At 34.5% G+C, this 25,571-nt stretch carries 24 protein-coding genes and 2 riboswitches; of the genes, 12 read left to right on the top strand and 12 right to left on the bottom strand.

The annotated features are described in order from the left end of the window. Positions 1-112 precede the first annotated feature (112 nt). A riboswitch (TPP riboswitch) is annotated at positions 113-227 on the bottom strand. 235 nt (positions 228-462) lie between these two features. Continuing rightward, a riboswitch (TPP riboswitch) is annotated at positions 463-572 on the top strand. Between the two features lie 89 nt (positions 573-661). The 5 genes from ACFCYN_RS04025 to ACFCYN_RS04005 are packed head-to-tail and all read left to right on the top strand — an operon-like array spanning position 662 to position 4,356. Continuing rightward, entirely contained in the window at positions 662-1,276 is a 615-nt protein-coding gene (locus ACFCYN_RS04025) for a thiamine phosphate synthase (protein WP_375947690.1), read from the top strand. Next, on the top strand, positions 1,260-2,351 hold the full coding sequence (gene thiO, locus ACFCYN_RS04020; protein ID WP_375947688.1) for a glycine oxidase ThiO: 1,092 nt from the start codon (positions 1,260-1,262) through the stop codon (positions 2,349-2,351). The genes ACFCYN_RS04025 and thiO overlap by 17 nt, the downstream gene beginning before the upstream one ends. A 27-nt stretch (positions 2,352-2,378) precedes the next feature. Then, complete coding sequence (gene thiS / locus ACFCYN_RS04015; protein WP_375947686.1) at positions 2,379-2,582, top strand: sulfur carrier protein ThiS; 204 nt, start codon at positions 2,379-2,381, stop codon at positions 2,580-2,582. A gap of 2 nt (positions 2,583-2,584) precedes the next feature. Beyond that, a complete protein-coding gene (locus ACFCYN_RS04010) occupies positions 2,585-3,352 on the top strand; it encodes a thiazole synthase (protein ID WP_098120143.1) in 768 nt (255 codons plus the stop codon). Then, complete coding sequence (locus ACFCYN_RS04005; protein ID WP_375947684.1) at positions 3,349-4,356, top strand: ThiF family adenylyltransferase; 1,008 nt, start codon at positions 3,349-3,351, stop codon at positions 4,354-4,356. The genes ACFCYN_RS04010 and ACFCYN_RS04005 overlap by 4 nt, the downstream gene beginning before the upstream one ends. Positions 4,357-4,432: 76 nt before the next feature. Here ACFCYN_RS04005 and ACFCYN_RS04000 read toward each other — a convergent pair whose 3' ends face one another. Genes ACFCYN_RS04000 through ACFCYN_RS03990 form a run of 3 tightly spaced genes read right to left on the bottom strand, consistent with a single transcriptional unit; the run spans position 4,433 to position 8,470 of the window. After that, on the bottom strand, positions 4,433-5,599 hold the full coding sequence (locus ACFCYN_RS04000; RefSeq protein ID WP_375947682.1) for a Zn-dependent alcohol dehydrogenase: 1,167 nt from the start codon (positions 5,597-5,599) through the stop codon (positions 4,433-4,435). Positions 5,600-5,619: 20 nt separating this feature from the next. Further along, positions 5,620-7,146: an aldehyde dehydrogenase family protein gene (locus ACFCYN_RS03995; protein WP_375947680.1), complete on the bottom strand. Its 1,527-nt coding sequence runs from the start codon at positions 7,144-7,146 to the stop codon at positions 5,620-5,622. Next, the gene (locus tag ACFCYN_RS03990; RefSeq protein WP_375947679.1) at positions 7,139-8,470 is read right to left on the bottom strand and encodes a lyase family protein; all 1,332 of its coding nucleotides are present in this window, start codon (positions 8,468-8,470) and stop codon (positions 7,139-7,141) included. The genes ACFCYN_RS03995 and ACFCYN_RS03990 overlap by 8 nt, the downstream gene beginning before the upstream one ends. Positions 8,471-8,794: 324 nt before the next feature. Between ACFCYN_RS03990 and ACFCYN_RS03985 the strand changes: the two genes are divergently transcribed. Then, positions 8,795-9,592: an IclR family transcriptional regulator gene (locus tag ACFCYN_RS03985; RefSeq protein WP_172445986.1), complete on the top strand. Its 798-nt coding sequence runs from the start codon at positions 8,795-8,797 to the stop codon at positions 9,590-9,592. 401 nt (positions 9,593-9,993) lie between these two features. Beyond that, complete coding sequence (locus ACFCYN_RS03980) at positions 9,994-11,361, top strand: MFS transporter (RefSeq protein ID WP_375947677.1); 1,368 nt, start codon at positions 9,994-9,996, stop codon at positions 11,359-11,361. A gap of 56 nt (positions 11,362-11,417) precedes the next feature. On the opposite strand, the gene ACFCYN_RS03975 is transcribed toward ACFCYN_RS03980, so the two are convergent. Genes ACFCYN_RS03975 through ACFCYN_RS03965 form a run of 3 tightly spaced genes read right to left on the bottom strand, consistent with a single transcriptional unit; the run spans position 11,418 to position 14,340 of the window. Continuing rightward, positions 11,418-11,618 carry a cation transporter gene (locus tag ACFCYN_RS03975; RefSeq protein ID WP_172445988.1) on the bottom strand — a complete coding sequence of 67 codons (201 nt, stop codon included), beginning with the start codon at positions 11,616-11,618 and terminating at the stop codon, positions 11,418-11,420. Between the two features lie 14 nt (positions 11,619-11,632). After that, positions 11,633-14,026 carry a heavy metal translocating P-type ATPase gene (locus ACFCYN_RS03970; protein ID WP_375947674.1) on the bottom strand — a complete coding sequence of 798 codons (2,394 nt, stop codon included), beginning with the start codon at positions 14,024-14,026 and terminating at the stop codon, positions 11,633-11,635. 14 nt (positions 14,027-14,040) lie between these two features. Next, positions 14,041-14,340, bottom strand: coding sequence for a metal-sensing transcriptional repressor (locus tag ACFCYN_RS03965; RefSeq protein ID WP_098120134.1), 300 nt, complete (start codon positions 14,338-14,340; stop codon positions 14,041-14,043). A gap of 116 nt (positions 14,341-14,456) precedes the next feature. Between ACFCYN_RS03965 and ACFCYN_RS03960 the strand changes: the two genes are divergently transcribed. From ACFCYN_RS03960 to ACFCYN_RS03950, 3 genes are all read left to right on the top strand, one after another. Then, positions 14,457-15,008, top strand: coding sequence for a hypothetical protein (locus ACFCYN_RS03960; RefSeq protein WP_375947672.1), 552 nt, complete (start codon positions 14,457-14,459; stop codon positions 15,006-15,008). A gap of 150 nt (positions 15,009-15,158) precedes the next feature. Next, a complete protein-coding gene (locus ACFCYN_RS03955; RefSeq protein WP_375947671.1) occupies positions 15,159-15,509 on the top strand; it encodes an ASCH domain-containing protein in 351 nt (116 codons plus the stop codon). Between the two features lie 18 nt (positions 15,510-15,527). Continuing rightward, a complete protein-coding gene (locus ACFCYN_RS03950; RefSeq protein WP_375947669.1) occupies positions 15,528-15,962 on the top strand; it encodes a hypothetical protein in 435 nt (144 codons plus the stop codon). Positions 15,963-16,498: 536 nt separating this feature from the next. Here the strand turns inward: ACFCYN_RS03950 and ACFCYN_RS03945 are convergent. Beyond that, the gene (locus ACFCYN_RS03945) at positions 16,499-18,163 is read right to left on the bottom strand and encodes an acyl-CoA dehydrogenase family protein (RefSeq protein ID WP_375947667.1); all 1,665 of its coding nucleotides are present in this window, start codon (positions 18,161-18,163) and stop codon (positions 16,499-16,501) included. Between the two features lie 31 nt (positions 18,164-18,194). Next, the gene (locus tag ACFCYN_RS03940; RefSeq protein WP_216853900.1) at positions 18,195-18,575 is read right to left on the bottom strand and encodes a MerR family transcriptional regulator; all 381 of its coding nucleotides are present in this window, start codon (positions 18,573-18,575) and stop codon (positions 18,195-18,197) included. Between the two features lie 243 nt (positions 18,576-18,818). Between ACFCYN_RS03940 and poxB the strand changes: the two genes are divergently transcribed. After that, positions 18,819-20,555 (top strand): ubiquinone-dependent pyruvate dehydrogenase, encoded by a 1,737-nt coding sequence (gene poxB / locus ACFCYN_RS03935; protein WP_172445993.1) that lies wholly within the window; start codon positions 18,819-18,821, stop codon positions 20,553-20,555. A 206-nt stretch (positions 20,556-20,761) separates the two neighbouring features. Here the strand turns inward: poxB and ACFCYN_RS03930 are convergent, their stop codons facing one another. From ACFCYN_RS03930 to ACFCYN_RS03915, 4 genes are all read right to left on the bottom strand, one after another. Beyond that, positions 20,762-21,445 (bottom strand): ABC transporter ATP-binding protein, encoded by a 684-nt coding sequence (locus tag ACFCYN_RS03930; protein WP_172445994.1) that lies wholly within the window; start codon positions 21,443-21,445, stop codon positions 20,762-20,764. After that, a complete protein-coding gene (locus tag ACFCYN_RS03925; RefSeq protein WP_375947665.1) occupies positions 21,445-22,530 on the bottom strand; it encodes an ABC transporter permease in 1,086 nt (361 codons plus the stop codon). The genes ACFCYN_RS03930 and ACFCYN_RS03925 overlap by 1 nt, the downstream gene beginning before the upstream one ends. A 117-nt stretch (positions 22,531-22,647) precedes the next feature. Next, on the bottom strand, positions 22,648-24,033 hold the full coding sequence (locus ACFCYN_RS03920) for a sensor histidine kinase (protein WP_375947663.1): 1,386 nt from the start codon (positions 24,031-24,033) through the stop codon (positions 22,648-22,650). Then, positions 24,030-24,707, bottom strand: a complete 678-nt coding sequence (locus ACFCYN_RS03915) for a response regulator transcription factor (RefSeq protein ID WP_375947661.1) — start codon at positions 24,705-24,707, stop codon at positions 24,030-24,032. The genes ACFCYN_RS03920 and ACFCYN_RS03915 overlap by 4 nt, the downstream gene beginning before the upstream one ends. A 430-nt stretch (positions 24,708-25,137) precedes the next feature. On the opposite strand from ACFCYN_RS03915, the gene ACFCYN_RS03910 reads away from it, so the two are divergent. Then, positions 25,138-25,521, top strand: a complete 384-nt coding sequence (locus ACFCYN_RS03910; protein WP_172445998.1) for a DUF4183 domain-containing protein — start codon at positions 25,138-25,140, stop codon at positions 25,519-25,521. The last annotated feature ends 50 nt before the right edge of the window (positions 25,522-25,571 follow it).

The raw sequence follows: 25,571 nt of genomic DNA, 5'->3' as shown, positions 1-25,571 counted from the left end.
ATGATTAAAAAAGGACGAAATCCAATCCATTTTAAGCATGAAAAAAGCCGGATCTTAAAGTTAAGACCCGGCAAAATGTTAGCAAAACTACATTAACGATTAGACTTCATTAATGAGAAATTTCTAACTTCCCCACGCTGGTATGAACCAGATCAGGTCCTGAGGGTTAAGAAACTTAAATGTGTTTCTCTCTCAGCCCAACTAATTGGACACCCCTAGTCAAACGATTAAATTGTTCACACTAAATATAAACCCACAAGTTTAAAATGTAAATGCTTTTATTTCCTAAATTTTTACAGGAATGTTCATTTCAAAAAATTATTAGCATTTTTAATACTCGCTTAAATACTTGATTTCATTATGCTTCAAGCCCAATTTATGGTAAATATTTTGACTCGTAAAAAAAATTTTAGTATTGAATATTATTTTTTATATGCTATGCTAAGATTAATTTTCATACAGATTCATCACTAGGGGATCCCTTGATAAGGGCTGAGAATAGAGTAGTTACTTTTAAACCCTTAAAACCTGAACAGGCTAGTACCTGCGTAGGAAAGTGGCGCATTCTCTATTTATTTTGTGTGCAATGTAACCACTTTCTTTTTTTAGGAAAGTGGTTTTTTTTGTTTGAAAAAATTTTGTTAATGAAAGAGGCTGGAGCATGGAACTTATTGCAATTACAGATGATCAGCACTCAATCGAAGTACTTGCTTCCAAAATTATTCAAATAATCGATGTAGTTGACTATGTACATATTCGCGAGAAATCAAAAAAAGCGATCGAAATAATCTCACTCTTAAATCTATTAAAAATGAACAAAGTGGATATGAAGAAAATCGTTTTAAATGATCGTTTAGATATTGCTATTTTTGCAAATCTATCAAATATACACTTACCGGGACATGGACTCCCTCTTGTTGATGTAAAAGAATATTTTCCTAACTTACGAGTAGGAAAATCAGTCCACACGCTTACTGAAGCAATCCTAGCTGAAAGTGATCAGGCTGATTATGTCCTTTACGGTCATTGTTTTGAAACAAAGTGTAAAGCCGGTCTAACTCCAAATGGGATTGAAATCATACCCGAAATGAAAAAAACTCTGACTATACCAATCTACGCAGTAGGCGGTATATTGCCTGAGCATATCCAATTTTTGAAGGAGAACAAGATTGATGGGATAGCTGTAATGTCTGGAATCTTCTCTTCTCGAAACCCACTAGATGCTGCGCTGCAATATTTTGAAAGGTGCAAACTGACTTATGAACAAGAGATTTGATGTTATCGTAATTGGGGGTGGCATTATTGGCTGTTCCATTGCTTATTATCTAGCGAAAGAAAACATTAATGTCGCAGTTTTAGAAGGACAGCAAGTTGGTCAGAAAACGACAAAGGCAGCTGCGGGGATGCTCGGTGCCCATTCCGAGTGGGATCAGTCAGAGTCATTTTTTACTTTCGCAAGAAGCAGCCAATTAACTTATTTTCAGCTTCAAGAAGAGTTGAAAGAATTAAGCGGTATTGATATTGAACTTAAAAAAGGTGGCATTTTCAAACTAGCTTATACAGATTTAGAAAAAAACCAATTAACACCACTACTCACTCAAACTTCAGCACATTGGTATAACCATGTGGAGTTAAAAAAACAGATCCCCGGCATCCATCCAAATATAATTGGCGCAGCCTATATTAAAGATGACGTTAATGTATTACCTGTTTCTGTTTGTAATGCATTTTCTAAAAGTGCTCAGATTTTAGGGGCTTCTATTTTCGAATATACTCATGTATTTGGGATTCAAAAAAATGATACACATTATTTACTTAAAACAACAAACGGTGAATTTGAGGCAAAAAACATCGTAGTTGCAAGTGGCGTTTGGAGTAATACCTTGTTTGGACAGCTAGGGTTAGATCATGAAATTATTCCTGTTAAAGGCGAATGCATTTCCGTAAAAAGCGAAAAGGTAGCATTAAAGCATTCTCTTTTTCATGAACAAAACTATATTGTTCCAAGAAATGACGGTCGCCTTGTCATCGGGGCTACGATGGTTGATCACGAATGGGATGAAAATCCTAGCTTAGGTGGCATTGAATCATTAATACAAAGTGCTAAAAAAATGCTTCCCGAAATTGAAGATATGAAAATTGATTCATTTTGGGCGGGACTAAGACCGCGAACACTTGATCATAATCCTTTTATTGGCATGCACCCTGAAGATGATCAAATCCTATTTGCAACCGGCCATTTTCGAAATGGAATATTGCTTGCACCAGCAACTGGAAAATTAATTCGAGATTTGATTCTTAAAAGGAAAGTTGATAGAAACTGGATTGAGGCGTTTAAAGTTAGTCGTTAATTTAAATGTTTGTGAGGTGTATAACACTTGGAAATAAGATTAAACGGAAAGAACTTAGAAGTTTCGAGTAAAACTTTTACAATTCAAGATTTACTTAATGAATACCAGCTAGAAAACCGAATCGTTATTGTCGAGGTTAATGAAGAAATTATTTATAAAGAGCAGTATGCTTTAACTCATCTCTCTAACGGAGATCAGGTAGAATTAATACATTTTGTAGGTGGAGGTTAATCATGTTGAAAATAGGAAATCATTCATTTCATTCAAGATTATTATTAGGCACAGGTAAATACCCTTCTTTTGAAGTACAAAAAGAAGCAGTTGAAGTATCGGAAGCGGAAATACTAACTTTCGCTGTTAGAAGAATGAATATTTTTGAAGAATCACAGCCTAATTTTCTAGAACAATTAAATCTAGCAAAATATAAATTATTACCAAATACTGCTGGTGCGAAAACTGCTGAAGAAGCTGTTAGAATTGCCAGACTAGCAAAAGCTTCAGGCTTATGCGATATGATCAAAGTAGAAGTAATCGGGTGTGACAAATCATTATTGCCTGATCCAATTGAAACATTGAAGGCATCAGAAATGCTATTGAATGAAGGATTTATTGTGTTACCTTATACTTCTGATGATGTTGTTTTAGCAAGAAGACTAGAAGAACTTGGTGTACATGCAATTATGCCAGGAGCATCACCAATTGGTTCTGGAAAAGGAATTATTAATCCTTTAAATCTTAAATTTATTATTGAACAATCAAATATACCTGTCATAGTCGATGCTGGAATCGGTTCGCCAAAGGATGCTGCTTATGCAATGGAGTTAGGTGCTGATGGGGTCCTTTTAAACACTGCGGTTTCTAACGCGAAGGATCCAGTAAAAATGGCGGTTGCAATGAAGCTTGCTATTGAAGCAGGAAGGCTTGGATTTGAAGCGGGAAGAATTGACGAAAAAAATTATGGTGTGGCTAGTAGTCCAATTACAGGGTTGGTGAATTCTTGATAAACCGATATGCAAAACAAGAATTATTCCTAGGAACAGATCATCAATTAAACTTACAAAAAGCCAGTGCCATCATTATTGGTGTTGGTGCACTTGGTTCATCAATTGCAGAAATGCTTGTAAGAGCCGGCATAGAAAATATAACAATTGTTGACCGTGATTATGTTGAATGGAGTAATTTACAAAGGCAATCTCTTTATACCGAAGAAGATGCTAGAAATAAACTACCTAAAGTAATTGCAGCTAAAAACCGACTACAACAGATTAATAGTGAAGTAACAATTAATAGTTTTATAACTGATATTACTAGTCTTAATATTGAAGAACTTATTAAAGATCAAACAATTATTCTAGATGCTACAGATAATTTTGAAACTAGAATGGTTGTTAATGATGCTGCAATTAAGCATGGAATTCCATTTATTTTTGGTGCTTGTGTTGGGAGCTATGGCCTTTCTTTTCCAATTATTCCAGGAAAAACTCCTTGTCTTAACTGTTTATTAAATCATATACCAACATTAAATATGACTTGTGACACAGTCGGAGTCATTAGTCCAATTGTACAAATGATTGCTGCGTACCAAGTCACTTATGCCATGCAATATCTTACAAACTATGAACTTTCACCAATCTTACAATCGATTGATGTTTGGAAGCATGAAAAGTCTGATATAAACATCGAAAGATTAAAGAATCATAATTGTCCAACATGCGGTCCGATCAGAAGCTATCCATATTTAAACGACGATCATCAAATGAAGTCATATGTATTATGTGGAAGAGATGCTGTCCAATTGAGTTTTTCTTCTACTAATGTTCCGTCACTACGAGATCTTTCTGAAAGATTAATAGGATTAGTACATGATTTGATTGTGAACCCGTATTTATTAGCATGTACCTTTGAAAATCACCGAATTGTTTTATTTAAAGACGGTCGTGCAATTATTCACGGTACAAAGGAACCAGCTGTTGCGAAAGAGCTCTATCGTAAAATCATTATATAATAGAAGAAATCCATTTCAGAGACTAATAAATTCTATTTTTATTAGTCTTCGAAATGGATAATTTTAATACTTTAAATTACTTAGACTCTTGTCCTATAGAACCTACTAAAGATAAGCTAGACTCTTCATCAATTGGAAATTCAATAACTGTTCTACCTACATTTACACAGCAACTATCATGGAAGGAATCAAATGCTGAGTTAATATCATCCAACTTGATTCGATCTAAAACTAGATCATCTAGATTAAATTTTCCATCTAAATATAATTTTGAAATGATAGGGAAGTCTCTAAAAGGTTGTGTATCACCGTAAAAACTTCCTTTAAGAACTTTTCCAACGCGATGGAAACCACCAGCTGGTAGGTTAAGAACTTTAGAAGGATTGAAAGCACCAACAACTACTACTGTTCCACCTTTTCTTGTTCCTTTCCAAGCACTTTCAGCTGCATTTGTATTTCCAGTACAATCAATTGCATAGTTAACGCCGAATCCACCTGTTAATTCTTTTAGTTTTTCTTCAGCATTTTCTTCAGCTACATTAACTGTATGTGTTGCTCCAAACTTTTTCGCAATCTCAAGATTAGATTCTTTAACATCACACGCAATAATTTTTGAAGCACCTGCGATTTTAGCTCCTTGAATCGCATTAACTCCTACTCCACCGATTCCGAATACTGCTACAGATGAACCTGGCTTAACACCAGCAGCATTGACTGCTGCACCGTAGCCTGTTGCAACACCACAACCGATTAATGATGCTTGAGCAAGTGGCATTTCATCCGGAATTTTTACACATGACATTTCAGGAACAACAGTATATTCAGCAAAAGTAGATAATAGAGAGTTATGGTAAACTTTTTCCCCATCACAGCTTAAGCGAGTAGTCCCATCAAGCAATGTACCATCGAACATTGGTCCAAATGCTGATTCACATAAATGCACATCTCCCGTTATACAGAACTCGCAAGTTCCACAATATGGAACCCAGCTTAATGCTACTTTATCACCTGGTTTTACATTTTTCACATTTGGACCAACAGCTTCTACAATTCCTGCCCCTTCATGCCCAAGAATAGTCGGAATAGGTGTTGTTGTATCATCTAATGCGTTTAGATCACTATGACAAACACCAGTTGCTGCTATTTTAACAAGTACTTCATTTGCTTTAGGCTCTGCTAGTTCAACATCTTTAATAATAAGTGGTTCACCATGTGCGTTCATTACTGCTGCTTTCATTTTCATCTTTATTTCACCCTTTTATTTTAGTAAGCAAACCAAATTGCTTTTGTTTTTGTGTAAGATTGTAATGAATGAATGGCATATTCCTTACCCCAGCCACTTTGTTTCCATCCACCGAATGGACTAGCAAAGTCATAACATCCATATTTATTAACAAACACCATTCCAGCCTCTAATTTTTTAGCTACGCGATTCGCACGTGATACATCATTCGTCCATAAGCCGGCAGCTAAACCATAAATCGTGTCATTTGCCATTTCAACTACTTCTTCTTCTGTATCGAATGGAATAACGCAAAGAACTGGACCAAAGATTTCTTCTTGTGCAATTGTCATTTTATTATGTACGTCTGCAAAAATAGTTGGACGAACGAAATAGCCATTTGCATTTTCGCCAGTCAGATCCCTTTCTCCACCAGCAGCAAGACGAGCACCTTCTTCAACTCCGCTTTTGATGTAGCCTAAAATACTTTCCATATGCGATTCTGAAATTTGCGCACCTTGATTTGATTCCGGATCAAATTGGTCACCTAATTTATAACTATTAGCATAATCTGCTAAACGATTTACTGTTTTTTCATAAATATCACGTTGAACAAATAATCTTGTTGGTGCAGAGCATTTCTCACCTTTGTGAGTAAATAATCCATAGAAAGAACGTTCAATTGCAGCGTCCACATCTGGAGCGTCACTAAAGATAATGTTTGGCGACTTCCCACCAAGCTCAAGTGTAACTGGTTTTAAATTAGAATCTGCCGAATCGTGAACAAGCTGTTTTCCCACACCTGTACTTCCAGTAAAGGAAACTTTATCAACGCCCATATGACGAGAAATATGTGAACCAATTTTTCCTTTACCTAGTATTAGATTTAGAACACCCGGAGGTAAAATATTAGCCTCGTCAATAATTTCAAATAGTCTAATAGCTGAAAAAGATGTCGTACTAGACGGCTTTAAGATTACTGTGTTCCCCATTGCAAGAGCAGGAGCAAGTTTCCATGCAGCCATGTCAATCGGGAAGTTAAATGGTACAATTTGTCCACAAACACCAATTGGATCTCTTGTTGTTACACTTAAAAAGTCGCCTTCAACCGGGTTATTTTCACCATAGTATTTATCAGTCCAGCCTGCATAATATTCGAACATTTCTAATGCTTCCTGAACGTCGTCATTATATGCTTCTGTGTATAGTTTGCCGTTATCCAATGCTTCTAAAGTAGCTAGTTCTGCTTGATGTTCTTTCATAAGCTCACTAATCTTACGTAGAATTTTTGCTCTTTCTTTACGAGTTACTTTACGCCATGGGCCATGATCAAACGCAACACGCGCGGCCTCAACCGCTTTATCAATATCTTCTTTTGTAGCGCCTTGAATTTTTCCGATTACTTTTCCGTTTGCTGGATTAATCGATTCAATTTCTTCATCACTACTGCTATCTACCCATTCACCATTGATATATAGTTTCTTTGTTTCTTGTAACCATTCTTTTGCCCATTCTAATTTTGGTTGTTCGATACCTTCAAAATGTTTTTTACTCTCTACTTTAGTCATTTTCAAGTCCCCCTCCATTTAATAATTCCTTTACGCCGTTCTTACCCTTTTCCTTCATTAATTTCGAAACAAACGAATAACCATGCTTCTCCTTTAATTCAACTACAGAAGGAATTAAACTATTTGCGTATTCTTTACATTTTTCTTTATTAACTTTTATGCCTTCCAAACACTTCTCGTTAAATAAGTTGAGTGCTTTTTCTAGCATCTTTATTGCATCTATAATATTTGCTCCAGCTACACCTTCAAAAATATTTAAATTTAATTCGCCATGCTCTAAAGCTGCCTGTACAACTCTGTCGCAGCCTAAAACTTGGAAGCAGCTTTGGATCAATGTTTCTGGTATTACAGGATTTACTTTTCCTGGGAAGAAAGATGAACCAGCCATTACAGATGGTAGAATAATTTCCGAAAAACCAGCTTCCGGCCCAGAAGATAATAATCTCAAGTCTTTCCCCATTTTGATTAGACAGGTTGCAAGTAATGTTAATTGATTTGAAACATTTGCTAAATCATCTATGTTTTGAGCAGCATCAATTAAATTTTCACGCTTTTGAAGCTGAAAACCAGCAACTTTTGAAAGATTATGAATAACCAAATCTTGATACATTGTCGATGCGCCAGTTCCTGTTCCAATTACAGTGCCACCCAAGTTTACTTTCTTCAACTCGATAACACTTTGTTTAAGTAACTGTTGCCTTCTAGATAACATTGCGGCATATCCACTAATAAAATCACCTAATTGAATTCTCATCGCATCTTGCAAACATGTTCTTGAAATTGTTGTAATCTCTATAAATGAATCGACCATTTTTTCGATTGTAGTTTGAACTTCACTTACTACTAAGTTCAGTTGTTCAAACTCTTTAATAATGGCAAGTCTCATGGCGGTATGACAGACGTCAGAGGTAGATTGAGAAGCATTCACATCATCGGTTGGATGAATAGGTGAATACGTCCCTCGACTTTCCCCGTTTAATTCATTCGCTATATTTGCAATGACTTCGTTAATGTTCATATTTGTACCAATTCCTCCACCGCCATGGAGAATATCAACAGGAAATTGGTCAAAATGTCTACCGGAAATTAGTTCATCACAGGCTTGTAAAATAAATGAACCAATGGATTCATCTATTGCACCTGTTTCTATATTTGTAATTGCAGCAGCTTTTTTAACGATTGCAAGTGACTCAATATACTTTGGATATTGACTTAAAGTTTTTCCAGAGAATGAAAGATTCTGTACTGCTCGAACTGTTTGAACCCCATATAAGAACTGATTTGATATTTCTACAGTTCCAAAAGAATCAACTTCTTTTCGCATTTCCTTGTTCTCAATGACACTAATGAAGATCACCACCTTTTATGAAGAGCTTTCTTAACTTTTTAAAATGAAAACGGTTTACAAATTTACTATTAAAAAATGATTTATCTCAATCCCGACTCAACTTTCCTCATAGATAACTAGATAGAACAAGTCAATGTTTGAGAATTTTTCATTGTTCACAATCCGAACAACTAAGTTCACGATAAGAACTTTAACTAGATTATAAATCTGAAAAATTATCTGTGTCAAACAAATAATGAAATTATTAGAAATTTATTTATTATTGTTTTTTTAATTTGCAATTAAGCTATAATGTTTAACATGAAGATAAATAACGATGTAAAAAACCAAAAAAGTTCAAAGCAAGACCTTTCATCAGTACAAGCAGTAGATCGCGCACTTTTATTATTAAAAATCGTTGCTGATAGTGAAATTCCTATCTCTATAGGGAATCTAGCTGAAATATCAGATATGAATCGAACAACGGCATGGCGACTTATTGGTACTCTTGAGAACCATGGATTTGTTGAGCGTGACCCCAAAACTAAGGGCTACCAGCTTGGATATGCGGTAAATCATCTTGCGTCTAAAGTTCCGCAATACGGGTCTCTTGTAAGACGCGCAAGTAAAAGTATGGAGAAATTAAAAGAAGAAATTCAGGAAACTGTTCTCTTAAGTGTTCCTAAACAGAATGGAACATTAACAATTGAGCAAATTGATCCAGAAAACAGTGTTAGGTTAGTTGTAGATTACGTTAATGCTTTTCTACCTTTACACTGTACTTCAAATGGAAAAATTCTTTTAAGCCAGCTTCCACCAAAAGAATTAGATATATTTTTGGAAAAGCCTTTGGAAAAGTTAACTCCTTATACGATTACAAGCCCTGAGCAATTACGTAATGAACTTAATAGTGTTCGAGAAAGGGGATTTGGCACTTCGATTTGCGAACTAGATGAAAATGAAAACGGTATTTCTGCACCAGTTTATGATAAAGCACAAAATCTTGTTGCGTTCATAAGTGTTTGTGGACCAAGTTTTCGTTTTACAAAAGAGAAAATGTTATCATCAGTTGATTTATTAATTTCTACTTGTCAACAAGTTACAAATTATCTTGATTAATCGTAAATTAGCATGGTAATGTTTCTGAGATTGTTAAAAAGGAATCCGAATGGTTCTATTCAGATTCCTTTTTTATTTGCATTTAAAATGTTGTGTTTAGTTCCTATCTATTCAAGCATGTTCGATCTAATCGTCCTTACGATAAAAATAAATACTCAAAAAAAGTTTGACAATTTTGTGAATTACACTTTATACTCATCATATATTTCACATTATGAAAAAAGTTGTTCATATTATGAACTTAAATTCTGGTTCATTCACTTTTTTTCTTTTTATCTGAAAACGCTACCAATACAGAAATAAAATTTTCAGCTCTTATTTTATTTTTCGCTTTTCGATAAAAGAGTTAAATGTATTTTATGAAAAAATTGTCACACTACTATTACTAAGGGGGAAACGAGATGAAGGTAAACCAAACGATAAAAATGGATGATGCGCCACTTAATAAGTTCCACATTAAAATGGCAGGGCTTACATTTGGTGCACATTTTAATGACGGTTATATTCTCGGAATAATAGGGACCGCACTGACATTGCTTACTCCCCAAATGCATCTTAATGCATTTTGGCTTGGATTAATCGGCAGCTCCGCTTTAATTGGGCTATTCTTAGGAAGTTTAGTTCTAGGATGGGTATCAGATATTATCGGTAGACAAAAAATATTTGTTTTAAGCTTTGTACTCATTACAATCGCTTCATTACTTCAATTTTTTGTAGATAGTCCTTTACAGTTATTTATTCTACGACTATTAATTGGGATCGGAATTGGTGGAGACTATAGCGTTGGTCATACAATGTTAGCAGAGTTCGCACCAAAAAAGCATCGTGGAGTATTACTAGGATCATTTAGTGTAATTTGGACAATTGGTTATGTTGTTTCAACATTCGTTGGACTATGGTTGCAACATATTGGCCCAGATGCTTGGCGCTGGATGTTAGCTTCTTCGACAATTCCATCAGTAATCATTTTATTCCTACGAATTGGAACGCCAGAATCACCAAGATGGTTAATTAACAAAGGCCGTATTGATGAAGCAAGAGAAATAGCAAAAAAGTATGTTGGTAAAAATATTGTGTTAGATAATGAAACACCATCAAAAGAAGATAGTAGCTTTTCTGTTTTATTTAATAAAAAATATAGAAAAAGAACAGCATTTAATAGTCTTTTCTTTGCATGTTTAGTAATGCCTTATTTTGCAATCTATACTTTCCTACCAAATATATTAAGTATTATGGGCTTAAAGGAAGGCTTTGGAACAGATTTCTTATTAAACATAATTTTAATTATCGGAGCAGTTATAGGTATCTGGTTTACAATCATTTTCTCTCGTAGAGGCTTCTTAATCAGTTCATTCATTATTCTTGTAGTGTCTTTATTCGTATTAAGCGTCTCACCAAGTAGTGCAACAACATTAATGATTATCTGTTTTGCAGTGTTCACATTAATCTTGTCAGCCGTAAGTAATCTTGTCGGAGTTTTTCCAGCTGAAAGTTTCCCTACCGAAGTGAGATCATCAGGGGTCGGACTTTCTACTGCAATTAGCCGACTTGGATCAGCAATCAGTACATTCCTATTACCATTAGGTCTTTCACATTTTGGTTTAGGTAATACAATGCTAGCATTAACAGGAGTTTTAGTTGTTGGAACATTAGTATCAATTGCATGGGCACCTGAAACTAAAAACTTATCACTTAATGAAGCTAGTAAAACAGATGATTTAAAAAATCCAAATAGTAATCTAGTCGACATTAAACCGAATATTTTATAAGAAAAAAAGCAGGAAACCTGTAAAAGTTTCCTGCTTTTTTATTACACTTTCTACTATTAGATAATATCGTAACCTTGGTCCTCAATAGCTTCTTTTACTTTTTCAACTGTTTCAGAGTTTGAATAGTTGAATGTTACTTCTTTATTTTCCAAACTTACGATTATATTATTTGTACCAGACACACCTTCTACTGCTTTCATAACTGCAGCCTTGCAGTGTCCACATGTCATACCATCTACTTTTAAAATTGTTTCCATTACTAAAATTCCTCCTAAATTTTTATGCGTTTTAATCTTAATGCGTTTAAGACTACCGATACAGAACTGAATGCCATAGCGGCACCTGCTATCCAAGGCTGTAATAGCCCTAATGCTGCAATCGGAATACCTAAACTGTTATAAAATAATGCCCAAAATAAATTTTGGCGAATATTATTCATTGTCTTCTTACTTAATGCGATTGCTTTTGGGATATGCGATAAATCGCCACCTACTAATGTGACATCCGCTGTTTCAATTGCTACATCTGCACCAGTACCAATTGCCATACCAATGTCAGCTTTTGCTAGAGCCGGAGCATCATTAATTCCGTCACCTACCATTGCAACAATTTTCCCATGTTTTTGTAAATTAGCTACAATATCTGCCTTTTTCTCAGGTAAAACTTCAGCAAATACGTTTTCAATACCAACTTGCTTAGCAATCGCATTTGCTGTGTGCTTATTATCACCGGTCACCATAAATACTTCTATTTTTAAATCCTTTAATGCTTTTATTGCATTTCTTGAAGATTCTTTAATTGTATCGGCGACAGCAATCATTCCTTCTAGTCTCTCGTTAATTGCTACTAACATGCCTGTTTTTCCCGCAGATTCAAATGCGATCAATTGTTCATCAACAGGAGAAAAGTCAATATTCTTCTCATTCATTAATTTTCGAGTTCCGATATAAATCTTTTTATCTCCAATCATTGCTTCGACCCCATATCCAGGTATGGCAATAAACTCAGTAAGGTCAGTCAACTGAACCTCTTGTTTAAGAGCATATTGTACAATTGCCTGTGCTAAAGGATGCTCTGACATTTTCTCTACACTCGCAACGAGTCTTAACAAATCTTCTCGTTGATTTAAATTAATAAAATCTGTTACTTCTGGCTTTCCTTTTGTAATCGTTCCTGTTTTATCAAGAATGATTGCATTTATTTTTTGAGTAGTTTCTAAATATTCTCCGCCTTTGTATAAAATACCGTTTTCTGCGCCTTTTCCACTTCCAACCATAATCGAAGTCGGAGTAGCAAGACCTAGTGCACAAGGACATGCAATAACTAAAACAGCTATAGCTACTTCTATTGATTTTGGTAAATTTTGCGGATCTACTACGAAAAACCAAATTATAAATGTTAAGATCGCAATCCCAATTACAATTGGAACAAATAGATTCGAAATTCGATCGGCAAGTCTTTGAATTGGCGCTTTCGAACCTTGTGCTTCTTCAACTATTTTCACAATATTGGCTAATGCAGTGTCCTTACCAACCTTTTCAGCTCGTATTGTTAAAATACCATTTCCATTAACTGTTGCTCCGACTACATTGTCTTCAGCCTTTTTATCAACCGGTAAAGACTCTCCAGTAATCATTGATTCATCGACTGTAGATACTCCTGATACTATGACACCATCGACAGGAATTTTCTCTCCCGGTTTCACTAAAAGTAAATCTCCAACTTTTACAGCTTCAAGTGGTACGAATATCTCTTTACCATTTTCTAAAACTGTCGCTTCCTTTGCTTGTAATTCCATTAGTTTAGAAATTGCTTCAGTAGTTTTCCCTTTAGCGATATGCTCAAAATATTTTCCAAGCAAGACTAATGTGATTAAAACTGCACTTGTCTCAAAATAAAGATGTGGCATATACGAACTATTCGTCAATGTTTTAATCGACTCAACTAAACTATAAAAATAAGCAGCCGAAGTTCCTAGTACAACGAGTACATCCATATTTGCACTATAATTTCGAATTGCCTTAAATGCACCAACGTAAAAATGCCAACCAATTATAAACTGAACAGGTGTTGCAAACAGTAATTGGAACCATGGATTCATTAATAAATGTGGCATCCAAATATCCGTACTAAAAGGAAGATGGGAAACCATAGAGTACAATAGTGGAAGGGAAAGTATGATCGAAACAATCAATTGAAGCTGCTTGTTTCGTGTCGTGTCGTTTTCCTTAACCTCATCTTCTGCTTTTATAACTGCCTCATAACCGATGTGACTAATTTTATCAATAATCGATTGAACCGTTCGCACTTCCGGTAAATATGAAATAGTTGCGATATTCATAGCTAGATTGACGTTGATTTGAACAACTCCATCCATTTTCCCGATCACTTTTTCGATTCGAGCTGAACATGCAGCACACGTCATTCCTGTAATATTTAATGTTGTCTTTTCAACAGCAACCTCGTAACCAATCGTATGGATTTTATCTATTAAATCAGAAGTTTGATATTGTCCTTTTTCATATATAATAGTAGCTTTTTCTAAAGCAAGATTTACATTCGCTTTTAAGCCTTCCATTCGATTTAAACTTTTTTCGATTCGGGTTGCACATGCGGCGCAGGTCATCCCTTCAATACCAAGGGTCAACTGCTTTGCATCATTCATCTAAATCAACCCCTTTATTTTACGTACCTTTTAATTACCTCCATTAATTCAGTTACCGATGCTTCACCATTATTTTCCTTGACTGCCTTAACCATACAATGATTCGCATGTCTCTCAATTAAAGAGAAGCTTACTTTTTTCATAGCAGCTTCAACTGCCATAATTTGCGTTAATATATCTATGCAATAACGGTCCTCTTCGACCATTTTTTGAATCCCTCTTACTTGCCCCTCTATTCTACGAAGACGCTTCATTAAATCATTTATTTCTTCTTCACTTCTTGGGACCATTTGATCATCATGGCAATTTTCCATTTTATCACCTCACCATTATTATATACTCATAGGGGGTATAGGTGTCAATTTTTTATTCTATTTAGTTTTAGTTGTCCATATGATGATATAAATCGAATAATTAGGGGGTATCATAAATGCTCACCAGTTGGGTATGCATTAGTGTAATGCTGTTTATAACGTTCATTTCAATCCAATTAAAACCAACTAAAAATGACCAAATGCATCAAATGATGTATATGATGATGATTAGTATGACGAATGGTTTAACTCTAGGTGTACTAATTACACTTTCAAATCAGCAACAATTTTTCATTTCATTACTTATTTCTATGGGCGTCTCTGCACTAATTGGATTATTTATTGGGTGGAAATTACACTTTCTTGCACTGCTTGAAGGAATCTTTACTGGCATGATGGCTGGTATGATGGGAAGTATGATTGTCGTTATGCTTTCGATCACCGAGGCAAAATCTTTATTATTAATTTGTTTATTATTATTAACTTGTTCAGTAATATTTTGTTCTACTATGTTCTTAAACGAGCGATTCCCGAAGCTACTATCATCATTCTTTCCAATCATTATCATTTCTAGCCTGCTGCTTATTTTATCTATATATTTTTCGTTTACTCATTTTGAAACAACTACTGTTTCACAGAATTACAGGATTAATATGTTGAAAAAATAGATAGGACACACACGCTATATAACAACAGCGCAACTTTCATACAACCTCATTTTTAGAAAATTTTTACGAGTTATTTAGTGTTTGTAGAAAGCTATATGATAAGATGTACTAGTGGTTGAAAATTGAAATGGAAAAGGAAGATTACAGCAGATGACAAATCAAAATGAAACTAACGCTTTACCGCCAAAAACATGTACAATTGAACGCCTAATCACACTTCAGGAAGATATCGAAAAAGTGCTGAATGGACAAAAAACAGCTACTCGCCGAAACGGGAGATATGCAGATGTTGGGGAAGTGATGAACCTTCAAGATCAAGGTTATGTTGTTGAAAAGGTTTATTCGCAATCCCTTGGTGAATTAACAGATGAGCATGCTAAACAGGAGGGCTATACGAATGTAGAAGAGTATAAGCAATCAATCCTGTCAATCCACCCTGGTATGCCTTGGCTGCCAAAAATGAGGGTATGGGTTCATGAGTTTCGCCTCATCCAAGATTGATCGGATATATTGATAGATATGCTATATCGAATACTTCTTTATATACATATTTTTAGTGTAATCTTATCAATCGGTCCTTTTTTTGTATTGATCCCTTTACTCAAAAAGTTGCGTACTTCAGAGTCCGCGATACAACAGGGCTTTCTAGATGTGTTCCGCTTTGCAGTCAGATTGGCTAAGCATGCCGGGCATGTACTTGTTTTGTCAGGAGTATTGTTGGTAATGGTAGGCTCATGGTCATGGAAGACATCTTGGATTGTCATGACGATTCTTCTTCTGGTGAGCTCACTATTCTTTCTTGCTAGAGCCTTCTCGCCTACAATTAGGAAATTTAGCCAACCAGACCAAGACCAGAGCAGATTGATTTATTTACTTCGCCGTTCTATTTGGATTTACATCGTACTTTTGATGATAATGCTATTGTTTATGGTCGTAAAACCTACATTATGGTAGGCATGATCCAAATTAAGCAGACAGGTTTTCTTTAAATGTAGAAGCCAGTCTGCTTTTTTATTTCGATGAAACGGACAGTATAACTTTTAATTGCTGTTTACAACACATAACCAACCGTGATAACGGGTGGGTTGCTCTGCGGCTGAAAGCCTTTGTTACTGACCAAACCATAAATGGCTACTGAAATGTTCTCCTGACATCATCTATTTGTGCATAAATAGGTGACTTTTGTGCATAAACCGGTTGATTTCGTTCATAATGGCCTTTCCGCGCCGAATTATGATGATGAGGAAATATGTCTGTAGCTGATTAAGGTGTGTTGTATGTGCAAAACTTCTTTTGACATACAAATTCCTCCGTATGATGCTATTTTGGTGGTGAACCAAAAATAGTTTAGCACCTCGGGGGAATTTTTTTAATACCACGCTGTTAGCTTTTTGAAACCCTAGGCCTAACCTAGAATTTTCGTTTCCACAAAAGCAAAAAAAGATAGTAGGAACAAATATCCTTACTATCTTAATCAGCAGTAGCGACAATCATTTATTGATCGAAACCTTATGATCAACGATTTCATCATAATATTTTAAATGAATTTGTTCTTTATTTATTTCATCTTTAAAATAACGTTCATGAATCATCACTTTGGCAATGTACTCTTTTCGAATATGTTCTTTCGCATCTTCAATTGCAGTAACGACTTCAACTAAATCAGCCATTTTATTTGCTATTTTTTTAGCGTAGTATGTTTGTGTATTAACATCTAAAGTATAAACATAATTAACAATTTCATTTAATTCATCAAGCTTTTTCTTTACGATTATACTTTCTTCAACTAAACTTTTCGGTACATCAATTAGTTTTTCTTCAATAAATGCTTTAAAAATTGGATAAACATTCATCTTTTTAAACAGTCTTAAAATCTCTAACCCTAATATATTGGCCGTTCCTTCCCAAACGGTAAGTACTTGAGCATCTCTTAAAAGGCGAGGTGTAACGAAATCTTCAATATAGCCATTTCCTCCATGCATTTCAATTGCTTCGTGAGAATAATGAATTGCTTCTTCAGCTGTACGCATTTTTAAAATAGCAATTAAAAGTCTGACTAGTGCTTGTTCTTCATTTGTTCCATTTTCTTTGCCGATCACCCGATCGTATAAGGCGACTAAATTAAACACTGCACTTGTTTGTACTTCTTGAATTGATGCAAGTTTTGCTAATGTCTCTTGAATCATTGGAAAATTTGTTAGTAATTGTCCAAATGCAGGTCTATTTTCAGCATATTTTTTCGCTTCTAGAAAAGCCCTTCTCATAATTCCAATAGAAGCTACTGCATTACATATTCTTGATAAGTTCAATGCTTCCATCATATAGTTAATTCCTTTTGATGGATCGCCAATTAGAAAAGCTTTTGCCCCGTCAAACTCAATTTCTCCCGATGGAACCGCTCTGACACCGAGCTTATCTTTTAAACGACGAATCGTAAATCCATTATTTGTGCCATCATCATTCTTCCAAGGAACTAAAAATAAGCTTAAGCCTTTACTTCCAGAAGGCGCACCCTCGATTCTTGCTAATATCGTTGTTATTCCGCACTGGCCTGCATTACTAGCAAAATATTTCTCACCGTAAATGCGATAGTAATCTCCTTCTTTAATTGCTTTAACTACATTGGCTCCTACATCAGAACCACCTTGTCTCTCAGTTAAAAAAGTTGCTCCTTCATATAATTCTGTTTCACCAGTCGATAATAAATGAGGGAGATACTTTTCTTTTAGTGCTACATCCGCATATCGTTCTACTAAAAACGTGGCAGCCATAGATAACGTAACCGGACAATAAAAGCCAGCCTCAGTCTGTGATAATAAGTAGCCTTGCGCATAGGAATAAATATAATTTCCTTTAATGCCGAGTTCTGGAATTGTTTTATAAAGATAGCTCACAATTCCTCTATTATAAGTATCCTTTACGGTTTGCTTATACCCCTCATTTACCCAAACATGCGAAATATCATTACCATAAGCATCATATTTAATTAGTCGAGGTTGACCTTCTCTGTCCGTATGAGTTGCACGCTGATCAATTTCATTCGCACAAAGCTCTCCAAACTCTTCTAATTCTTTACTTGCCCATACAAAAAAATCTTCTTTAAAATATTTACTTAATATCATTTGTAGATTAAGGTCTTCTTTATAAAAATTCATAGGTTCTCCCTCCTACTATTCTTTAGCAATATTACTTAATCTCTAAAAATTTTCGCTCAAGCTCGTTCTTCATTCTAATAATCTCTTCTTTTAATAGGATCAAATCATTAATTTTCTTATCTACTTCACTAATTTTTTGATTCCCATACTCAATTGTTTTTTGTAATTGTTTTTCACCTGTTCGATCTACCATAAATAAATCAATCATTTCTTTTATTTCTTGTAAATTAAAACCTAAATTCTTCCCCCTTTGAATTAAAAAAAGACGTGTACGATCTTTTGGAGAATATTTTCTTCTACCACTTTCAGAATACGTCGGGTGTAATAATCCTATTTCCTCATAATATCTAAGGGTTCTATGTGTTGTATTAAATTCATTAGTCATCTCCCGAATCGAATAAAGCTTCACCATCTCTTCCCCCTTCTAGCTAGATTATAAATCTTACGTTAACGTAAGTTTCAAGATAGAATCCTTCGACAAATTTAGAGAGATTCATTTTAAAAGGCTTTAAAGTAATAATTCTTAAGACCTTCTGCTTTTCCTTCCTTTTTTTGGTATAACATATTGTGTTCCTGCAAAACATAAGTTTATCTGTAGCCTAAGGCTTAATAGATTGTAGTAATTACATAATGATGAACTAAGAAGGAGATTACGATGCGGAAAACTATTGCTGATTTACTGATTGATTCATTGATTCAGGCAGGAGTTACTAGAATTTATGGGATCGTTGGCGATTCTTTAAATGCGGTTTTGGATTCAATTAAAAGCTCTGAAAGAATTGAATGGATTGGCGTTCGCCATGAGGAGGTTGCGGCGTTTGCTGCGGGTTCAGATTCACTTTTGAGTGGAAGTATCGCGGTTTGTGCGGGAAGCAGCGGTCCTGGAAATCTTCATTTAATTAACGGATTATACGATTGTCATCGAAGCCGGATTCCTGTTCTAGCTATTGCTGCTCAAATTCCAAGTATTGAAATTGGAAGTGAGTATTTTCAACAAACTCGTCCTGAGCAACTATTTAAAGATTGCAGCCATTTTTGTGAAACGGTATATAGAGCAGAACAAATGCCTCGTCTAGCAACGATTGCAATGCAGCATGCTATTGCAAGAAAAGGTGTATCTGTACTTGTGTTACCAGGTGACATTGCTGCGCTAGAAGATCGACAAACTGTTCCAGAACAAGTTATTCATGTTACTAATCCATTGATTAGTCCTTCTAAACCTGAGTTAGAGAAACTTGCTGGATATCTAAATGATGGGAAAAAAGTTACGTTACTTTGTGGAGCAGGCTGTGAAGGTGCACATTCTCATTTAATGCTCCTTTGCGAAAAATTAAAATCTCCAATGGTTATTGCACTTAGAGGTAAAGAATTCTTAGAATATGATAATCCATATAATGCCGGGTTAACTGGGTTAATTGGTTACTCATCAGGATACCACGCTATTATGGACTGTGATGTCTTATTAATGCTTGGCACCGATTTTCCTTACCGTCAATTTTATCCCGATGATACTGTCATCTTACAAGTTGATATTCGAGCAGAGCATTTAGGTCGACGAGCTGCCCTCACTTATGGGTTATGTGGGGATGTAAAAGAAACGATTAGTCAGCTATTACCTCTATTAACAGATGTGAAAGATTCAAGTCACTTAGAAAAATATGTCTCAGCATACAAAAATGTACGTGAAGATTTAGATAAATTTGCTGTAGGAAATCCAGGTCGTACACCGATTCACCCTCAATATTTAACTAAGATGGTAAGTGACCTTGCAAATGAAGACACGATTTTTACATGCGATGTCGGTACTCCTACATTATGGTCTGCAAGATATTTACAAATGAATGGAAAAAGAAGATTACTTGGATCATTTAACCACGGCACAATGGCCAATGCGATGCCTCAAGCAATTGGTGCCCAAGTATCACAATCTAATCGCCAAGTAGTCGCTTTATGTGGAGATGGCGGGCTGTCCATGTTGATGGGCGATTTATTAACAATACACCAGCATAAATTACCTGTAAAAATAGTTGTATTTAATAATAGTGCTTTAAGTTTTGTAGAATTAGAAATGAAAGCTGCTGGTTACTTAGAAACTGGAACAACTTTAGAAAATCCTAACTTTGCCTCACTTGCAGAAGCCGTGGGAATGAAAGGCATTCGTGTAGAAGACCCTGCTGATTTAGAATCCGCTCTAAACCATGCATTTGAGCATAATGGACCTGCATTAATTGATGTATTAGTAAACCGCCAAGAATTAGCAATGCCTCCTAAAGTAAGTATCGAGCAAGCTCATGGCTTTACTCTCTGGACGTTAAAAGCCGTATTAAATGGTCACGCTAATGACGTGATCGACCTTGCTAAGACGAATCTTTTAGATCGATTCCATTTATGATAGAAGAACCCGTTCAAGACGAACGGGTTCTTTTTGCAGCAAATTTTATACAGTCAAAATAGATATACACGAACATTAAGTGAACTTTATTGATAAAGCTGTGAACTTTGTTGATAAAGTGGGATTTTTTGTTGATAAAATAATTACTTTTATTGATATAGCGGCTATTTTTGTTGATAAACTGTTGTTATCTTTTTAGCTTGATTTTAAATCTGTTCAGTTAGTTTGCCATTTTCAATAAAAACAACACGGTCACATAAATCTAGCATTCTTTTATCGTGGGTTACCATGATCGCAGCTTTTTGTCTTTGCTTAACTTCTTTAGAAAGCATTTCTACTACTGCTCTTCCTCTTTCAGAATCGAGGCTAGCAGTTGGCTCATCCGCAAAAATCACTTCTGGATCATTCATTAGTGCTCTTGCAATTGCTACTCGTTGTCTTTCTCCACCTGATAAATTTTCTGGATAATTCCTCATCCTTTTTGATAATCCTAATTGATCAAGTAATTCATTAGCTTTCTTTTCTGCAATTTTATTTTTTATGCCGGCTAACTCAGCAATTAATAATAGCTGATCTTTAACTGTTAAGTAAGGGATTAAATTAGACATTTGAAAAATGAATCCGATTTTTGAAAGTCTAAATTCATTCAGCTTGTTTGCAGGGAGTTTGCTAATTTCAATATCATCTATTAAAATTCTTCCATTAGTCGGGGATAGTAATGCTCCCGCAATTGAAAGGAAAGTACTTTTACCAGAGCCTGACGGACCTACGACTGCTACTAGTTCCCCAGCTTTTACTTGAATGGAAACTTGATCTAATACAGTTGTTGCTGACGAATCTCCGTCATTGTATATTTTGCTAATATTATCTAGCACTAATTTATTACTCATTAAAAAGCCCTCCCTATTGCTTCAATCGCGTCTATTTTTACTACTTTTAATAAAGAAATTAATGAGCCGACAATTGCAACAAATAGAAATAATAAAGAACTTCCTATAATTAATTGAGCATCAAATACAAAAGGTAAGCCAGCTGGTAATATTTTTGATAATCCAAATGTTATTGAAATGCTAATGATTAAGCTCAAAAGTGTAAGGGCTAAAACTTGAAAAATGATGTTTTTCGCTAAATAACTAGTTTTAGAACCAATAGCTTTTAGCACTCCAAATTGATTAATTTTTTGAATTGTAATGATATAGAAAAAGACTGCTAATACAAATGCTCCAATAAAGAATAGAAATACAATCATCATTAGTAATGATCCCTGTTCTTCTTTATAACCAGGTATTCCTTTTAATGTTTGTTTTTTATTAATTACTTCTATTCCTGAGACTTTTTCATTTACTTTTTTTGCCATGCTTTCATTTGTTTTCAAAGCGATTGTATTAATTGATTTCTTACTATTGACCATTGACCATTCTTTATCATTCATATGAATAACCGGTGCATGACTATATGACTGGTTCTCTGTAAATCCTACAAGTTTAAACTCTTTACCCGAGATTTGATCTGAAATATGATCACCAAGTTTGATTCCTTTTTCTTTCAAGGAAATATCTCCAACAACTTCATTCGTTGTTGTATTATTAATCATTTTCCCTTCAATTACTTTAGGAGCAGCTAATCCATTCACATCAATTCCAAATAAAGTAGCATCAATTTTTTTAGCTGTTCCATCCTTCAGAAAAGTAGTCATTTGAACACCAATATTAGTTGAATTTTTCTCACCAATAAGTTTCTGAACTTCATTTATTTGACTTTCTGTTAACATTGAATGATTAATTTGTTTACCTGATTCCTTTTGTAAAACAAAATAGTTTGAGGCCATGCTATCAATTGAAGAAGCATTATCAAAAGATAATCCTTTCGCTAATCCTGAAACGAATAATACTAGGAATGATATAAGGATCATGATTAGACTAATTAATAAAAAACGTAATTTTGCGTGTTTAAATTCCCTTAATGCAAGAAACACCTGTCATTCATCTCCTTTAATATACTTAATTTTAAAGAGTGTTAAAAAAAAGAATTACTCTTTGTAATTTAAAGTATAGGAATGTTAGATGAACAACAGGTGAACAGTCGATGACAATTATGAAATATGATGCGGAATGGATAAATAAAATTTAGTTCCTTCGCCAACCTTACTACTTACTTCAATTCGCCCATTATGCAATTCAATAATTTGTTTTACGATGGCTAAACCTAAGCCGCTGCTAGATTCTTTTCGCGTCCTTGCTTTATCAACAATAAAAAACCGATTAAATATTTGTTTTAAATCATGTTCAGAAATGCCTATTCCAGTATCTTGAAATTCAATTTGTACATGTTCTTCATTGCTACTGAGCTTTATTGAGATTGATCCGCCTTCATGACTAAATTTAATACTATTTGTCATTAAATTTGTCCAAACTTGATGCAGTAAATTTTTATCAGCAAAGACTAAAGTTTGTGGTAATTCTAAATCAATAGCCAAATCCTTGTTTCTCCAACTCCATTCAGTTGTAAAAACCACCTGCTTAATTTGTTCTGCAACATCAAAAGTTGTTTTTTGTAAAATACTTTCTTCCTTATCTAATGCAGCTAACGTTAATAATTGTTTACTTAATACGGACATTCTTCTACTTTCTTCTTCTATTATCGATAAGTAATGATTTCTCTGATCTTCAGTTAAGCTTTTAGTTTGAAGTGATTGCGAAAAACCTTGAATTGATGCAAGTGGAGATTGAATTTCATGAGAAACATTCGAAACAAATTCCTGGCGCATTGCCTCAATTTGTCCCAATTTTTGCGACATGTGTGAAAAGTTATTTGCAAGTTTTCCTATTTCGTCTTGGCGGTTAATTTGCAATTTAACATTATATTTTCCCTCTGCAATCCTCTTAGTTGCTTCAGTTAATTTAATGATTGGTTTGACAATATACCTTGTACTAACTAAAACAAATATGATACTTAATACGATTGTCAGTAATAGGAGAATCGAAAAAAGAATACGCAATTCACCAAATTGAAGCTGTACATTTGGTCGCATAAAAAGTGCCAGCTGATTATTCCCTGACTTGATCGGAACACCAATTGTATTACTCAAAGTGTTGTCAAAAAAACCAGTTACAAATAATGATGTTGGAAATTCAGCAATACCGTGATAAACCTTTCCGTTTAAGACAGAATCAATAACATTATGGCCTAGTTTTTTATTTCTAAAAGAACCTCCATAAAAGGATTTATCTCCTTTTTCATCCACCACTAAAATTTGATATCCTAATTTACTAACACTCTTTAAATAGTTACTAAGCTTAATTTCGTTATTTTCTTCATAAAAAGCACCGATATCTAGAGCCATTTTAGTTAATTTTTTATCATTATAAGGCTTTAATTGATAGTGGTAATACACATTAGAAAAAAAGAAAGCCAATAAGCTGCTACTGATCATAACAACGATGATTGTAAGAACAATTCTTATGTATAAAGTTTTCACTTTTTAGTGACCTCCAATTTATATCCAACACCACGAACAGTTTTTATACTAAAGTCATCTGTTAAAATTGAAAACCTTTCACGCAAACGTTTTATATGAACATTTATTGTTCGATCATCGCCTTCAAAATCAGCACCCCATATTAATTGGATTAGCTCATCCCGTGTAAATATTCGATCCGGATAACTTGCCAATTGAGATAATAATTCAAATTCCTTCATTGGAAGCATTAGTAACTTTCCATTGCAGTAAACCTCGTAGCTTTTTCGATCAATAACAGTCTCGTTCAGCTTAATTTTTTGAGCGCTAATCATATTGTATCGCCTTAACAACGCCTTAATCCTAAAGAGTATTTCTTTTGGTTCAAAAGGCTTTGTTAAATAATCATCTGTCCCAACAGCAAATCCTTTTTCTTTATCCGACAGCTCACTTTTTGCAGTTAATAATATGACTGGAAAATCATAATACTCTCTTATTTCTTCGCAAAGCTGGTACCCATCTTTACCTGGCATCATTACATCTACAATCGCTAAATTTATTTGTTGATTTTCGAGTAATGTAGAAGCTTCATCTCCATTAGCTGCTTCAAATGTAGTATAGCCTTCTGATTGTAAATACATTTTCAGCAATTCTCTAATATGTGAGTCGTCATCAACGATTAAAATTCGAATCATAATTTATCCCCATTCTTTGAAATTAGTACAAATCATATCATATTTTAATTTTAATATCTTTTTTCATTTTATTGCATGGGTAGAAATGCCGATGTATTTTAACGTGATTAAAAATATTTCTGTAATATAGTTTGTCCCCCATACATTTCTGTCATTTCAAACATAAAATTAATATTGTAGTTTCATAATTAAGACTGTTTTCGTAAATCTTGTTGCTCTTTAAGAAGATGACTAGTTGATTACGCTCCTATATGTTTTTAATATAGAGCAGTTGGCTTATCATCTTAAAGTTTCACTTTTTCTGATACTCCTACAGAAACCCCACATTTTTTTCAATCAACTTCTTTATTTACTGTGTGTTTTAAAAGACATGTTATAAACGACAATCATTTCGAAAAGAGTCAATCATAATAGAAAGGAGCAAATCCAAATGGCACTTCAACTAATGAAAATTCTCGTTTCTGCTTCTTCAACAATTGAAACTGTCCCTACAGATTCAAGATTCTTCTACGTTACAACTACTTCTACTGCAGCTGGTGCAACTTTAACAATTGATGCAGCTAGCTTTTTATCTGATACTGGTGCAGCAGTTACTACACTACCAACATTACCTACAAATAATAGTTACTTTAATGTCTATATTAACGGCGTTCTACAAATGAGTGGCATTTCAGCATACACTCCTGGTGCAACAGGCGTTGGTTCATTAGCGATCACTGTACCTGCTGGAGGAGACGGAATTTTAGCTGACACTCCAATTGTGTTAGAAATAGTAAGTTTTGCACCTACTTCCGATATTACTGTTTCAACTTAAAAATGCTCAAAAAAAAAGTTCCTAGATGGAACTTTTTTTGATTTTGCTCA

Origin of the sequence: Gottfriedia sp. NPDC056225 (assembly GCF_042267765.1) — a bacterium.
Taxonomy (GTDB): Bacteria; Bacillota; Bacilli; order Bacillales; family Bacillaceae_G; genus Gottfriedia.
Note: the sequence above shows the minus strand (reverse complement) of the source record. Positions and strands in the feature narration are given on the sequence as shown.

Bases quoted from the DNA above. Each gene is read 5' to 3' on its own strand.
- ACFCYN_RS03940 (WP_216853900.1), bottom strand. From the start codon at position 18,575: ATGGTGAAGCTTTATTCGATTCGGGAGATGACTAATGAATTTAATACA.
- ACFCYN_RS03975 (WP_172445988.1), bottom strand. From the start codon at position 11,618: ATGGAAACAATTTTAAAAGTAGATGGTATGACATGTGGACACTGCAAG.
- ACFCYN_RS03955 (WP_375947671.1), top strand. From the start codon at position 15,159: ATGACAAATCAAAATGAAACTAACGCTTTACCGCCAAAAACATGTACA.
- ACFCYN_RS03930 (WP_172445994.1), bottom strand. From the start codon at position 21,445: ATGAGTAATAAATTAGTGCTAGATAATATTAGCAAAATATACAATGAC.
- ACFCYN_RS03970 (WP_375947674.1), bottom strand. From the start codon at position 14,026: ATGAATGATGCAAAGCAGTTGACCCTTGGTATTGAAGGGATGACCTGC.
- ACFCYN_RS03985 (WP_172445986.1), top strand. From the start codon at position 8,795: ATGAAGATAAATAACGATGTAAAAAACCAAAAAAGTTCAAAGCAAGAC.
- thiO (WP_375947688.1), top strand. From the start codon at position 1,260: ATGAACAAGAGATTTGATGTTATCGTAATTGGGGGTGGCATTATTGGC.
- ACFCYN_RS03945 (WP_375947667.1), bottom strand. From the start codon at position 18,163: ATGAATTTTTATAAAGAAGACCTTAATCTACAAATGATATTAAGTAAA.
- ACFCYN_RS03950 (WP_375947669.1), top strand. From the start codon at position 15,528: ATGCTATATCGAATACTTCTTTATATACATATTTTTAGTGTAATCTTA.
- ACFCYN_RS03965 (WP_098120134.1), bottom strand. From the start codon at position 14,340: ATGGAAAATTGCCATGATGATCAAATGGTCCCAAGAAGTGAAGAAGAA.
- ACFCYN_RS04025 (WP_375947690.1), top strand. From the start codon at position 662: ATGGAACTTATTGCAATTACAGATGATCAGCACTCAATCGAAGTACTT.
- ACFCYN_RS03960 (WP_375947672.1), top strand. From the start codon at position 14,457: ATGCTCACCAGTTGGGTATGCATTAGTGTAATGCTGTTTATAACGTTC.
- ACFCYN_RS03995 (WP_375947680.1), bottom strand. From the start codon at position 7,146: ATGACTAAAGTAGAGAGTAAAAAACATTTTGAAGGTATCGAACAACCA.
- ACFCYN_RS03980 (WP_375947677.1), top strand. From the start codon at position 9,994: ATGAAGGTAAACCAAACGATAAAAATGGATGATGCGCCACTTAATAAG.
- ACFCYN_RS03915 (WP_375947661.1), bottom strand. From the start codon at position 24,707: ATGATTCGAATTTTAATCGTTGATGACGACTCACATATTAGAGAATTG.
- ACFCYN_RS04010 (WP_098120143.1), top strand. From the start codon at position 2,585: ATGTTGAAAATAGGAAATCATTCATTTCATTCAAGATTATTATTAGGC.
- ACFCYN_RS03910 (WP_172445998.1), top strand. From the start codon at position 25,138: ATGGCACTTCAACTAATGAAAATTCTCGTTTCTGCTTCTTCAACAATT.
- ACFCYN_RS04000 (WP_375947682.1), bottom strand. From the start codon at position 5,599: ATGAAAATGAAAGCAGCAGTAATGAACGCACATGGTGAACCACTTATT.
- poxB (WP_172445993.1), top strand. From the start codon at position 18,819: ATGCGGAAAACTATTGCTGATTTACTGATTGATTCATTGATTCAGGCA.
- ACFCYN_RS03990 (WP_375947679.1), bottom strand. From the start codon at position 8,470: ATGCGAAAAGAAGTTGATTCTTTTGGAACTGTAGAAATATCAAATCAG.